The organism is Pseudomonas sp. MAG002Y (assembly GCF_019400845.1).
Taxonomy (GTDB): domain Bacteria; phylum Pseudomonadota; class Gammaproteobacteria; order Pseudomonadales; family Pseudomonadaceae; genus Chryseomonas; species Chryseomonas luteola.
This window is the reverse complement of sequence record NZ_WOEJ01000016.1, coordinates 12949-26445: the sequence shown is the minus strand read 5'-3', so window position 1 is coordinate 26445 and position 13497 is coordinate 12949. Positions and strand designations below refer to the sequence as shown.

10 protein-coding genes are annotated in these 13497 nt (G+C 56.1%); 7 read left to right on the top strand and 3 right to left on the bottom strand.

The annotated features are described in order from the left end of the window. Positions 1-46 precede the first annotated feature (46 nt). Positions 47-1057, top strand: a complete 1011-nt coding sequence (locus tag GM154_RS19945) for a TRAP transporter substrate-binding protein (protein WP_219653150.1) — start codon at positions 47-49, stop codon at positions 1055-1057. 57 nt (positions 1058-1114) lie between these two features. On the opposite strand, the gene GM154_RS19940 is transcribed toward GM154_RS19945, so the two are convergent. Together GM154_RS19940 and quiC are read right to left on the bottom strand one after the other, a co-directional pair. Then, positions 1115-1789, bottom strand: a complete 675-nt coding sequence (locus GM154_RS19940; RefSeq protein ID WP_019364568.1) for a TetR/AcrR family transcriptional regulator — start codon at positions 1787-1789, stop codon at positions 1115-1117. 94 nt (positions 1790-1883) lie between these two features. After that, on the bottom strand, positions 1884-3794 hold the full coding sequence (gene quiC, locus GM154_RS19935) for a 3-dehydroshikimate dehydratase QuiC (RefSeq protein ID WP_219653149.1): 1911 nt from the start codon (positions 3792-3794) through the stop codon (positions 1884-1886). 385 nt (positions 3795-4179) lie between these two features. Between quiC and GM154_RS19930 the strand changes: the two genes are divergently transcribed. The 5 genes from GM154_RS19930 (at position 4180) to GM154_RS19910 (ending at position 10129) form a co-directional block, all read left to right on the top strand. Then, a complete protein-coding gene (locus GM154_RS19930; RefSeq protein WP_258019944.1) occupies positions 4180-4647 on the top strand; it encodes an MEKHLA domain-containing protein in 468 nt (155 codons plus the stop codon). 73 nt (positions 4648-4720) lie between these two features. Continuing rightward, positions 4721-5422 carry a response regulator transcription factor gene (locus GM154_RS19925; RefSeq protein WP_219653148.1) on the top strand — a complete coding sequence of 234 codons (702 nt, stop codon included), beginning with the start codon at positions 4721-4723 and terminating at the stop codon, positions 5420-5422. Then, positions 5422-6777, top strand: a complete 1356-nt coding sequence (locus tag GM154_RS19920; RefSeq protein WP_219653147.1) for a sensor histidine kinase — start codon at positions 5422-5424, stop codon at positions 6775-6777. The genes GM154_RS19925 and GM154_RS19920 overlap by 1 nt, the downstream gene beginning before the upstream one ends. Positions 6778-6926: 149 nt before the next feature. Next, complete coding sequence (locus GM154_RS19915; protein WP_219653146.1) at positions 6927-9161, top strand: TonB-dependent siderophore receptor; 2235 nt, start codon at positions 6927-6929, stop codon at positions 9159-9161. A 50-nt stretch (positions 9162-9211) separates the two neighbouring features. Beyond that, on the top strand, positions 9212-10129 hold the full coding sequence (locus tag GM154_RS19910; protein ID WP_219653145.1) for an alpha/beta hydrolase: 918 nt from the start codon (positions 9212-9214) through the stop codon (positions 10127-10129). Positions 10130-10246: 117 nt separating this feature from the next. Here the strand turns inward: GM154_RS19910 and GM154_RS19905 are convergent, their stop codons facing one another. Beyond that, positions 10247-11020, bottom strand: a complete 774-nt coding sequence (locus GM154_RS19905; protein WP_125888865.1) for an SDR family NAD(P)-dependent oxidoreductase — start codon at positions 11018-11020, stop codon at positions 10247-10249. Between the two features lie 188 nt (positions 11021-11208). On the opposite strand from GM154_RS19905, the gene GM154_RS19900 reads away from it, so the two are divergent. Then, positions 11209-13467, top strand: a complete 2259-nt coding sequence (locus GM154_RS19900) for a xanthine dehydrogenase family protein molybdopterin-binding subunit (RefSeq protein WP_219653144.1) — start codon at positions 11209-11211, stop codon at positions 13465-13467. Positions 13468-13497: the final 30 nt, after the last annotated feature.

Genomic DNA, 13497 nt, shown 5'->3' with positions numbered 1-13497 from the left:
CTGCACCCCGTTTCGCAAACAACAAAAACAAGATGGAGCTTTCAAGATGACGATGATCAAAACAGCTTTGGCTACCGCCTGCGCAATCGGTGTGTTGTATGCCAGCACGGTAGCTGCCGAGGTACGTAACCAGACCTTACGGTTTGCCTTCCAGAATGTGAAGGAACATCCTCAGGGTCAGGGCGCACAGAAATTTGCAGATCTGGTGAAGGAAAAGAGCGAGGGCAAGATCAAGGTGCGGCTCTTTCCAGGCGGCACGCTCGGCGGTGATCTGCAAACCGTATCGGCCATTCAGGGCGGCACACTGGACCTGACCGTCCTCAATGCCGGTATTCTGGCGGCCCAGGTAAAGGACTTCGCGATTCTGGATTTCCCCTTCCTCTTCAATGATGCTCAGGAGGCTCAGCAGGTCATGGATGGTCCGGTGGGCCAGGCATTGGCCTCACGCTTGGAAGGCAAGGGCCTACATACCCTGGGGTATTGGGACCTGGGCTTTCGCAACATAACCAACAGCAGGAAGTCCATCGCCCGCTGGGAGGATCTGCAAGGCTTGAAGATTCGCGTCATTCAGTCGCCCAGCTATCTGGAAACGTTTTCCACATTGGGGGCCAACCCCGTACCGATGCCCTTCCCCGAGGTGTATACCGGCCTTGAGCAAAGAACCGTTGATGGGCAGGAAAACCCTAATACCGTGATTCTGGGCAGCAAGTTCTACGAGGTGCAGAAATACCTGTCGGTGACACGCCACGTGTACAACCCGCAATCGTTCATCATAGGCGAAAAGTCATGGAACAAGCTGAACGAGGACGAGCGCAAGGTCATTACCGAGGCCGCCGCTGAGGCTCAGGCCTATCAGCGCATGGTCTCCGGGCAGGCTCAGGACAGTGCCTATCAAACCTTGAAAGGCCACATGGCCGTCAATGAAATTACGCCGGAAGAGATGGATCGATTCCGGGAGAAAACGAAGCCGGTCATCGAAAAACTGGCGAAGGATGTCGACCCCGCTCTGGTCAAGATGCTGGATGACGAAATACAAAAAGCGCGGAAGTCACGGTAAGCCCGTCTCTCGATACCGCTGCATGAATTGATGCAGCGGTATTTACGTTCCAATCAGTCATTTGCAGACATAGCGCAGCACCACATCGCAAATGAGTTCCTTGTGCCGCTCCCGGTTATCTGCATCCGTCAGGTCGATCTGGTGGATCGATGAAAAGGTATAGCGGTTGGACACCCGATAGAAGCAGAACGAGCTCATCATCATGTGCAACTCAAGCGGATCCAGCCCCTCCCGAAAAACGCCCTGTTCTACGCCACGCACCAGAATCCTAGAGATGGTCTGAACAATCGACGAGTTGACTGAGGTAATGGCCTGTGACTGGCGAATGTAATTTCCCTGATGGATATTCTCGATACACACGATCCGAACGAAATCGACATTCAGATCGTGGTAGTCAAACGTGAACTCGACCAGTCGCCGAATCGCTTCTACCGGTTCGAGCGCATCCAGATGCATCTGGGACTCGGTCGAGCGGATCTCCCCGTAGAGCTTTTCCAGCACCGCAGAGTAGAGCTGATCCTTGCTCTCGAAGTAGTAATAGATCATGCGCTTCGATGTTCGGGTGCGCTCGGCAATGGCATCGACTCTCGCCCCGCTCAGGCCGTTTTCCGCAAACTCGGCAACCGCCGCCAGGAGGATTTCCTGCTTGGTTTCTTCGGGGTTGTTCTTTCGTGGCAGTCGGGGAACAGACTGCGTTTTTACAGCATCGGGGCTAAGGGATTCGGCAGCCATTATTGGTTGTGTCATTGGCAGGTTCAAAAACCTTATGGTAGTTGTTGTTATTGGATTAAGGTAGGGCTATGCCACGTAGGGCACAGCCCTACCTTCAAAGACGTCCGGCCGTCTTTCGGGTGCGCGCCTGAGCCATGGCCGCCAGGCGGACCGGCGTATTGGCAGCACCATAGCCACTGTAACTGTTTTTGCGTTGTAGAACTTCGAAAAAGAAGCGATCCGCGAACGGCTCCGTATAAACATGGAACAGCTCGCCTCCCTGTGCGTCCCGATCATAGAGCACATTGTAATAGGCCAACCGGCTCAGGTAGTCATCGTCAAAGCCGTACCGCGCTGAGAGGTCGTCGTAGTAGTTATACGGAATCTCCAATAACGGCACTCCGGCCTCCTTGGCCTGGGCAGCGGCCGCAAAGATGTCATCACATTCGAATGCGATATGGTGGACGCCTGATCCACGGTAGCTCGACAAGGCTCGGGAGATGGCCGTATTACGGTTTTCCGAGATATTGAGCGCCATCCGTATCGACCCGCAGGGACTGCGCAGCGCACGGCTTTTCACCAGACCATAGGGATCCGGCAGCACAACTTCATCGTCAGCCTTGAAATTAAGCAGGCTCTTGTAGAACAGTACCCAGGTGTCGAGGCTGTCTGCGGGTAGAGCCATGGCCACATGGTCAATGGTATTGAGCACATCGTCCGTGGACGAGGCTGCGCTCAGGTTGAAGTCTGTTTCATAGATCGAACGCCCATCAGCGCCAGAGGCCACAAAGTAGATCAGGCCTCCATCCGGTGCACGTACCGCAGGAATCTCACGCTCGTTTGGGCCTACCAGGCCGCGATATGGCTGCGCACCATACTGGCAGGCACGTTCCATGGCCTTTGCGCTATCACTGACCCGCAGGGCCTTGGCACACAGCGAAGGTCCATGAACTTCGAAAAAGTTATGGGCAAACGAATAAGGCTCGGCATTGAGTACGAGATTGGTGCTGCCTTGCCTGAGCAAGGTAACGTTCTTAGAGCGATGCTGCCCGGCCTGAGCAAAACCCAGACGGGTTAGCCATTGCGTAAGCTCTGCACGAAGTGGCTCGTCTACGGCAAACTCCAGAAATTCGATACCGTCAAACTCGAGCGGCGGCACCGGATCGAACAACAGCTCCGGCGCAACCGGATCGGCAGGCGGTTCATTGGCCAGGCGGTTGCGGGTTTGTTCCTCCAGGTAAAGCAAGGAACGGAAACCATCAGCCGCATTGGCCCGTGGAGGTGCTGCGCGAAAACCATCGTTGAATACTTCAAGTGAGAGCGGACCGGTATACCCCGAGCGCAGGATCGGCGCCAGGAAACCGGCCAGATCAAATTCGCCTTGCCCCGGGAAGCAACGGAAGTGCCGGCTCCACTCCAGTACATCCATATTGAGAATCGGCGCATCAGCCATTTGCACAAAAAAGATCTTGTCACCCGGAATACTGGCGATACCGGCAGGATCATCCTTCAATGACAGGGTATGAAAACTGTCCAGCAATACGCCCACGCGGGGGTGATCGATCTGTTGCACAATCGACCAGACCTGATGCCAGGTCTTGACGTGCCGCCCCCATGCGAGGGCTTCGTATCCTATGCGCATGCCGCGTGCACCCGCCCGCTCACCCAGCAGGCGAAGGTCATCCACCAGAATAGCCTCCTCGCCTATCGAGTCGACCGCTACATTGCTGCACACCAGCATCAGATCCGTACCGAGCTCCTGCATCAGGTCAAACTTGCGCTCGGCCCGGTCCAGGTTACGGGGCAAACGGTCACGCGGACACCCCTCGAAATCGCGGAAAGGTTGGAACAATGTGATGGCAATTCCCAGGTCAGCGCATAATCGACGGATTTCTCGCGGCGTTCCGCCGTAAGTGAGCAGATCGTTTTCAAATATCTCTACACCGTCGAAGCCTGCGGCAGCAATGGCTTCCAGTTTTTCAGGCAGGGTTCCACTCAAGGAAACCGTGGCAATCGAGCGCTGCATAATCAGACCCTCTTGGCAGGCATATTGTAGGACCCAGGCCGCTCGGCTGCCCGGATCGGTTTTCTTTGCGCCTACAGCGGTAATAGGTATCAACTCTGGATAGCTTTCACCTTCATAGTGCCCCTTTTATAAATTATTTTGTACTCACTGGTTAGTTTATGTTCGATAAACGAACATATCTGCCTTGCTGTTTTAGGTACTGCTGGGTAGCGGTAAGCAAACTTAAACATCGATACACGGTATGGCTCGCCCAAGGGAGGTGATCATGTCCCGGAAAAAAGAGGCAGCCTTCTGGTATTGAGCAGATTGACAGGACTAGCTCTTTTCACATGAGGGCGGCTTTTGTACGTTGGCACTCCCTTCATGGTTCATGCACGGCGCCTTTATGAAAGAAGCAACTCCTATGAAGACTGATGTCCTGCTGTTTACGTTACTGGCTACGTCCTACGAGCAGCACGTGGGCAAACGTCTTGTACCAGTGCCGCTCGCCGGGCAAGCTGCGGCCGATTGGTTGTACTACTCCGCCCCTTTCTGCGTCCTGGCCCATAACGCCGAAAATGACCCTGTGTTCATGTACGCTAACCAGGCGGCGCAACAGCGCTTTGGCTATAGCTGGGAGGAAATTACCCAACTCCCCTCACGCCTATCTGCCAGTCCACAGGATCGCGAGGAGCGGCAGCGCTTCATCGATCAGGTGAAGCGCGACGGTTATTCCAGCGGTTATAGCGGTGTTCGGGTCATGAAGAGCGGCCAATGCTTTCTGATACAGAACGCAACGCTCTGGCAGCTCCATGATGCGGAGGGGCGCTATCAGGGACAGGCCGTGCTGATTCCGCAGTCAAAAGACCTGTAGAGGTAATCGGCATTTGCTTTCGGATGTCGACGTTCGGATACTAGGTATCCGTTAATGACTCTCATCTGCATTTATGTCTGCACAGCCTCACGTTTTACTGGTTGAAGATGACCCGGTTCTGGCCGAAGGCATCCAGCAGCACTTGCTGACCCGTGGCTTTACCCTTGTCCACGAAAGCCGTGGCGACAATGGTCTGGACATGGCCTGTACACAGCGCTTCGATCTGGTACTGCTGGATATCCTGCTGCCAGGGCTCAATGGTCTAACAGCGCTAGAGAGACTTAGAACTCAAAGTGCTGCTCCGGTCATACTTATGTCCGCACTGGGCGCTGAACAAGATCGAATCACTGGTTTTACACGGGGTGCGGATGATTACCTCCCCAAGCCGTTCAGCCTTGCCGAGCTGGATGCCCGTGTAGATGCGCTTTTGCGCCGAGTCTCCCTGGAGCGGCAGCGAAATACTAACCCACCCGTGGCGGCTCCCGGGCTGCCGCACACCGATGATCAGCGACAGGATATCCGTCTGGCGGGCCAATGGGCTGAGCTTACACATTCCGAATACCGACTGTTTACAACGCTGCTAAGGCATCAAGATGAAACACTCAGCAAGGCCTATCTTTACCAAGAGGTCTTCAGTCGCAGCTATACCCGACTTGATCGCGGACTTGATGTGCATGTTTGTAACCTGCGCCGCAAACTCCAGCGTATCCATTGCCAGCGCGTGGTGATCCAGTCTGTCTGGGGAAAAGGTTACGTGGCACGGATACAGCCCTGATGCGCCTGCGTCATTCGCTTTTCTGGAAACTGGGTCTAATGCTGGCCGCCTTCTGCCTGCTATTGGTATGGCTGGTGTGGACGTGGGGATTGCAGGTTGAGCGAAGCAGTTATTTTCTCGACACTTCCGCTCGGGCACTGCTATCCCGTTATGCTGCCGAGGCAGAGCAACTATGGCTGCGAGATCAGAATGCCGAGGCGATAGAAACCTGGCAACGTCAGCTCGAAACTCAGGAAAACACCTGGGCACGGGTGATAGGGCCGGACCTCCGAGTACTTGGTAAGACACCACTGACACCCCAGGAATATGCTCGCCTTACCTTTATGCGCAAGCTGGACTGGCCCATGAGTCGCCGGCTGCAGGATGAGCTCCCCTACGTCAGCATCGAGTTCCCTCTCCATCCCGAGCAGGGTCGCCTGGTTCTTCAACTACCGCAGCGCTTCTTGCCCACAGGGCTCACCCCTTGGACCCATGTCGTGACTCACGGTGTAATGCCGGTAGTGTTGGCGCTCGCTCTTGGCCTGCTTCTGTATTGGCATCTAATCGTACCGCTCTCAAGATTGCGCGAGCGTGCTGCAGCCCTTGAAGCAGATGACCTTGAGGTCCCATTAGGTGCGCCGCTGAGCAGACGGCACGATGAATTGGGCGAGTTGGCCCGCGCCTTCGATCACCTGACGCACCGGCTACTGGATCAGATAGAACAGCAGCGCCGACTGCTTCGCGACCTTTCCCACGAGTTACGTACGCCGCTGGCTCGCCTGCGGGTGGCCAGCGACAGTCATCTAGCCTTGCCTCAACTCAAACGTCGCCTCGAAAGTGATGTGCAAGATATGCAGCAACTCGTAGATGACACACTTGACCTCGCTTGGCTGGATACCGAGCGCCCCCGCTTTCATCAGGAGGACGTATCGCTTCTCGGGATCTGGGAGGCGCTGGTTGAAAACGCCTGCTTTGAAAGCGGCTGGGCACCAGACCGTTTGATGTACACGGTGGACCCGACCTGTGTAGTCCGTGTACATATCAATGGCATCATGCAAGCGCTGGAAAACCTTTTGCGTAATGCTATCCGGCACTCCCCTTCGAGCGGACGCGTGCAACTGACCGGAGCACGTGAAGGCGCTTACTGGTTGATTCATCTTGATGATCAGGGACCTGGCGTTCCTGAACATGAACTGGAAAACATCTTTCAACCCTTTTACCGGCTCGCAGAAGAACATTCCTCACGTAGCGGCTTTGGCCTGGGGCTGGCCATCGCGCAGCGAAACGTTCGTCTTCAAGGCGGCGACCTTTGGGCCCGAAACACAGGTCATGGCCTGCGCATGACGTTGCGCCTTCCTGCTGGGCAAAGTGTTTAGATTGTTAATGCGCTTTACTGTCAAATAGCAATGACTATCATTTGCGCAAACACACCGACTGCGTTCTTATCCCATCAGCGCCAAACGCCCAATGGGCAGGCATTTTGCTGCTGGCGTGATACGGAAGTCGTTTCTACAGGAGTTTGCGTATGCCCTCGATTCCCGCCCGCCGAACCCGCCTTGGTCTAGCCGTTCTGAGCTGTCTGTACGCTCATGTTACCGCTCTTCACGCTGAGGAAAATATCACGCAGTTAAACGATGAGGTGGTCCTCGGTACCGCCGAACAGGAGCTCAAGCAAGCGCCAGGGGTTTCGATCATAACCGCTGAGGACATCAAAAAGCGCCCTCCCGTCAACGACCTCTCACAGATCATTCGAACCATGCCAGGCGTCAACCTAACCGGCAATTCCAGCAGCGGCCAGCGCGGTAACAACCGCCAGATCGATATTCGGGGCATGGGCCCGGAAAACACGTTGATCCTGGTAGACGGTAAGCCTGTCGCCAGCCGCAACGCCGTGCGTTATGGATGGCGAGGCGAACGTGATACTCGGGGTGACACCAATTGGGTGCCTGCGGATCAGGTCGAGCGCATCGAGGTCATTCGCGGACCGGCTGCCGCACGGTACGGCAATGGTGCGGCCGGCGGTGTGGTCAATATCATCACCAAGGGCACGACCCAGGAGACTCATGGTTCAGCCACGCTTTACCACAGCTTTCCCCAGCACAGCGATGAGGGCGCAACCGAACGGGCCGACTTTGGTCTTAGCGGCCCTCTTACCGAGACGTTGAGCTATCGCGTCTATGGTAACGTCGCCAAGACGGACTCGGATGATTGGGACATCAATTCGGGCCATGAGTCTACCCGTACCGGTAACCAGGTTGGCACACTACCGGCAGGCCGAGAGGGTGTACGCAACAGGGATATCAATGGGCTGCTCAGCTGGCAGCTTACACCTGATCAGACGCTGGAATTCGAGGCGGGATTCAGCCGTCAAGGCAATATCTATACGGGCGACACGCAAAATACCAACAGCAACAGTTACGTAAAAAACCTGATGGGCCACGAAACCAACCGGCTCTACCGTGAGACCTACGCTGTTACCCATAAGGGTAACTGGGACTTTGGAAGCAGCCTGGCCTTTCTGCAATATGCCAAGACCCGTAACAGCCGCATTCAGGAAGGTCTGGCCGGCGGTACAGAAGGTATCTTTTCCGGAAATAATGTAAACACTTCCGTGCTGCGAGATATCACCGCCCATGCCGAGGTGAATATGCCATTGCAGACGTCGGAGGTCGATCATGTGCTAACGCTGGGCAGCGAATGGATCCGCCAGGAGCTTGACGACGCCACATCCACCAGTCAGAGCGTTAGTGAAGGTGGCAGTGTCCCCGGCCTTTCGGGTAGCAACCGCAACAGTACCGCATCGGCAGAAATCTTCTCACTGTTCGCCGAGGACAATATTGAACTCAGGCCAGGCACGATTCTGACACCCGGACTGCGCTTCGATCATCATGATGTAGTTGGCGACAACTGGAGTCCCGCACTCAACCTCTCACAAACACTGACGGATACCGTCACGCTCAAGGCAGGTATCGCCCGCGCCTACAAGGCGCCGAACCTCTACCAGCTCAATCCCAACTACCTGCTCTATAGCCGTGGTCAGGGTTGCTATGGACAGAGCGCAAGCTGCTATCTACAAGGTAATCAAGACCTTAAGGCCGAGACCAGCATCAACAAGGAGCTGGGACTTGAATACCAGCATGACGGCGTTGTCGCCGGTTTGACCTACTTTCGTAACGACTACAAAAACAAAATCGAGTCCGGCCTGAACCCTACAGGGCGTGCGAACGGTGGTACCGGCAGCTACGCCAACTCTAATATTTATCAGTGGGAAAACATCCCTAAGGCATTGGTAGAAGGCCTTGAAGGTACGCTTACGCTGCCGCTGTCCGAGGACGTGACCTGGCGTAATAACTTCACCTATATGCTGAGATCCAAAAACAAGGAGACCGGGGACGTACTGTCAGTGACACCCAAGTACACCCTTAACTCCACCTTGGACTGGCAGGTGCAGGAAGACCTTTCACTTCAGCTCAACGTGACCTGGTATGGCAAACAAAAACCCAAGAAGTACGATTATCAGGGTAATCGCGTAACAGGCTCGTCCAACAACCAGCTCTCGCCCTATGCCCTTGCAGGTCTCAATGGCACCTATGCGCTAACAAAGAACGTCAGCGTGACGGCAGGTATAGAGAATCTGTTCGACAAGCGCTTGTTCCGTGAGGGTAATGCCCAAGGCGTCAATAACATTGCAGGTGCAGGGGCTGCTACCTATAACGAGCCAGGCCGCACCTTCTTCTCCAGCGTAACCGTTTCGTTCTGACCGTCAGCCCCGCCGCGTAATAGCTCCGCAGCGGGGCCAGGATTGACCTTATGCGTATCCCAATCATACTGGCGGCGGTGCTGGCATGCCTTGTCAGCCTGCCCTCACTGGCCCGGCCTAATCTTGAAGAACCCATGGACAGCCATATCCTGTCGCAGCCTGATCTTCCCTACGGATTCAGCGACTTCCACCTACGAAGTCAGGATGGAAAGCGCGGCTACCATATCTGGATCGCTACGCCGCATCGGCCTGTTCCCGCGTCCGGCTATCCGTCCCTGTTTGTACTGGACGGTAATGCTGCCCTTGGAGCATTGAGCGAGGATAACTTGAAGCAACTGGCAGAAGGTAGTTCGCCTGTTCTGGTGATTATTGGACACGACACGCCTCTGCGATTCGACCCGGATACGCGGAGCTACGATTTTACTCTGCCTACCCAGGCGACTGGACCGACCCGAGATAGCCTAACCGGCTCGCCAACTGGCGGAGCTGACCATTTTCTAGACTGGCTGGACCTTACGCTGGCGCCTGAACTGGCAAAGCGGATCATGCTTGACCCCAACCATAAAGCGATCTGGGGCCATTCGTATGGTGGGCTCTTGGTACTGCATGCCCTGTTAACGCGTCCCGGCAACTTCCGGTCCTACTATGCGGCCAGTCCTTCACTATGGTGGGGTAACGGCCAGCTCTTGCAAGAAGAAGCCGGCTTTGACAAACGCCTCGCAGATACCTCTGTATGCCTCTTTGTCTTGCGTGGTAAAGACGAACCCGCCTATCCGTCCAGACTGCTGGCGGAATCGGCATCTCGGGTAACCACTTCCACAGCAGAAGCACTTACTATGCGGCTGGTTCAGACCCCCGGGGTGAGCGGTCAATACCGTGAGTTTGAGGGGCTAGGCCATGGCGCGATGTTCAACCGATCGCTGAGCTGGACACTGACGCATTATTCAGCAGGTAATGCTTGTAACTGACGAAAGCCGCTAGCTAATAGGTATGAGGCTAGCGTTTGCGTCTTCAAGATAACACCAGATCTGGTTGGTACAGCATCGCCAACCAGATCCGTAGGTATTCCAACACCAAGTACGCCACTAAGCGCCCTGCCCCCAATTCATTTCCAGCCCGCCATCAATCGTAAAGTTCTGACCGGTGACGTAGTCGGACTGAGGGCTGACCAGATATAGCGCCAGCTCGGCAATCTCCTCAGGATACCCGGGACGCTTCCAGGGAATATTGGGCAGCTCTTCCTCGCGCTTTTGCGGATCGTCGACTCGAGCCTCTGTCATCGGGGTTCGGATAAGCCCTGGCGCAATGGCGTTCACATTGATCTTGAGCGGCGCAAGTTCCAGCGCAAGGCTGCGCGTCATGGTAAGAAGCCCACCTTTGGCAGCGCCGTAAGGCACATTGTTGGGGCTGGGAATTGAGTCATGAACAGACGTGATGTTGATGATCTTTCCCTGCCCGCCGGCCTGCTGACGGCGCCGGATGAACTCACGGGCACAGAAAAACGGCCCGTATAAATCGGTTTTGATCACCAAGTCGAATTCTTCAGTAGTCAGTTCGGTAAGGGGTTTGCTTTTGCCCGTACCGGCGTTATTAACCAGAATATCGGGTGTCCCCAGCTCCTCGTCCACTGCCTTGAACAGCGCCGACACACTGTGTTCGTCTCTGACATCCACTTGCCTTACCAGACCGCGGCCCCCTGCGTTGCGGACTTGCTCGAGGGTGTCCTGAGCACCCTGCTGATCGGAGTGATACGTAATCGCCACATGAGCACCTTCCCGCGCGAACACGGCTGCCATGGCCTTTCCCATACCCGAATCAGCACCGGTTATAACCGCGATTTTACCTGCCAGCTTGCTCATATCGTCTCCTTATGAGTGAGTTGAGATGTATGAGGGCCATACCCTCACGGTTATTACGATGGACCATGTGTATCCCACCTCTACTGCCCCACTCGTCAGGCAAAGGAACAAGGCACCTACTGGAACCGCCTTTTTGACCATGGTGTCCCCATTAGAGAGAGGCTGGTTTCTGTTATGAGGTTTCTGCAATGAAAGCGCCCCACCGTCTCGAAGCGTATGACAAAGTCACCGGCAAGGCCTGCTACACGGCGGATCTTGCCCATGGGCCGGGAGACGGACCACTGGCTCATGCAGCCGTGGTTCAAAGTACGCAAACAACAGGACGCATTGAGGCTATCGATACGGCCGCCGCGCTCGCACTGGAAGGGGTGCACTGTGTGATGACGCACCTGGACGCGCCAAAACTCAAACCCGTTCATACCCTGCCAGGTGGAGAGCTGACGCGTTTTCAGCCGCTCCAGGATAGCCGGCTGCATTACAACGGGCAGCCTGTTGCGCTGGTGATCGCTGACACTGCTGAGCAGGCACAGCGCGCCGCTGCCTGTGTAACAATACGTTATGCAGCCCCCGAGCAGCCGCCCTTACTGGTTTTGGACGAACAAAAGGCCGAACGGCCACAAATGGTGGGGGCCGGTGAGCCTGGCACGACGGAGCGAGGCGATCCTGATACCGCCTTTGCAATGGCCGAGCAGACATTCGAGCAGGTCTACGAGACGGCTTCTCACCATCACAACGCCCTGGAGCCTGGCGCCGCAATCGCTGCGTGGGATAGCCATGGGCGCCTGACACTGTACCTCGGCACGCAATATTCCTATGGCGATGCATATGGCTTGGCTCAGGCCTTTGACATGGGCCTGCAAAAGGATTTCATGGAGGTCATGAAAACCGGCTCACCTGAAGAGGCATTACGCGACAAGGTCCGGATAATCGTGCCTTTCGTGGGTGGTGCCTTTGGAGGCAAAAAGGGTAACGTCCACCCACTCCTGGCGGCCATGGCGGCAAAGCGGACCGGGCGACCCGTCAAGCTTGCTCTGACACGACGCCAGACCTTTTCCATGATGCCCTATCGCGGGGCCACACGGCAGCGGGTCCGTCTGGGCGGCGGGAAGGATGGTCGATTACAGGTACTGATGCAGGACGCCTTGATCCAGAACTCCACCACATCCAACTTCATCGAACCCGTTGGCGAAATGACGCCCAAGCTCTACGCCTCTAAGCATCTGCGCACGCAGCATAAAACCGCGCGGCTCGACGTTAATGCACCCAGCTGGATGCGTGCACCTGGCGTGGCGGTAAGCCAGTTCGCGATCGAAAGCGCTATGGATGAATGGGCCTATCAGCAGGGTATTGACCCTCTGGAGGCCCGCCTACGTAATTATGCTGACCAGGAACCGCAGAGCGGTCATGAGTGGTCAAGCAAATCTCTCAAGGACTGCTATCAGGCAGCGGCTGAACGTATTGGCTGGCAATTACGCGATCCTCGTCCGGGCGCACAGCAGGAGGGCCGATTCAAGGTCGGCTACGGCATGGCGACGTCCATTTACCATGTCGCGCAGATGGCCGCTTGCGCCCGTATGCGGATAAGGGCAGACGGAACAGCGGTCGCCTCCTCGTCAACCCATGAGATCGGTCAGGGCAGCGCCACGGCCCTGTCACAACTTGCCGCCGAAGCGCTGGGGCTGCCGTTGGGCAGTGTCACACTGGAATGGGGAGACACACGACTGCCCTACAGCTCATTGACGGCCAGCTCGTCGACAACCCTGAGTCTTGGCGCAGCGCTTCACGCCGCAGCCGATGCGTTGCGCCTGAAGCTGGGTACGCTGGCCAGTACAGATCCCGCCTCGCCGCTTCATAGGACAAACCCGGCAGAACTGAAGCTCCAGGAAAGCGGCCTTGTTTCACAGACAGGTCGCCAGGAGTCATTCGTATCGTTACTGACGCGTCACCAACTGGATTACCTTGAAGCCGAGGCCGGTACCGCAGATCAGATCAATCCACCCGAGGTAGGACGCGCCGCGTTTGGCGCACAGTTCGTCAAAGTGCTGGTAGATCCGCAACTGGGTACTCTCAGGGTTGAGCGTCTGGTAGGCGCCTTTGGCTGTGGTCGCATCGTGAATCCAACCCTTGCCCATAGTCAGCTCTTGGGCGGAATGGTATGGGGGCTGGGACAGGCATTGATGGAAGAGACGCGTCTTGACCGGCACAACGGCCGCTGGATGAATGCAGACCTCTCCGAGGCTTTGATTCCCACTCAGGCAGATGTGCCGGATCTGGATATCATCATGATTGAAGAAGATGACCGCCGCGGCCATCCCCTTGGCATCAAGGGTCTTGGCGAGATTGCCGTCGTTGGCGTAGCCGCTGCTGTCGCCAACGCCATTTTCCATGCAACGGGACAGCGGATTCGAACCTTGCCCCTAACCTTGGATAAGCGGCTTATTCTGTAAACAGGCTACCAGCCGATAACACTGTCAGGC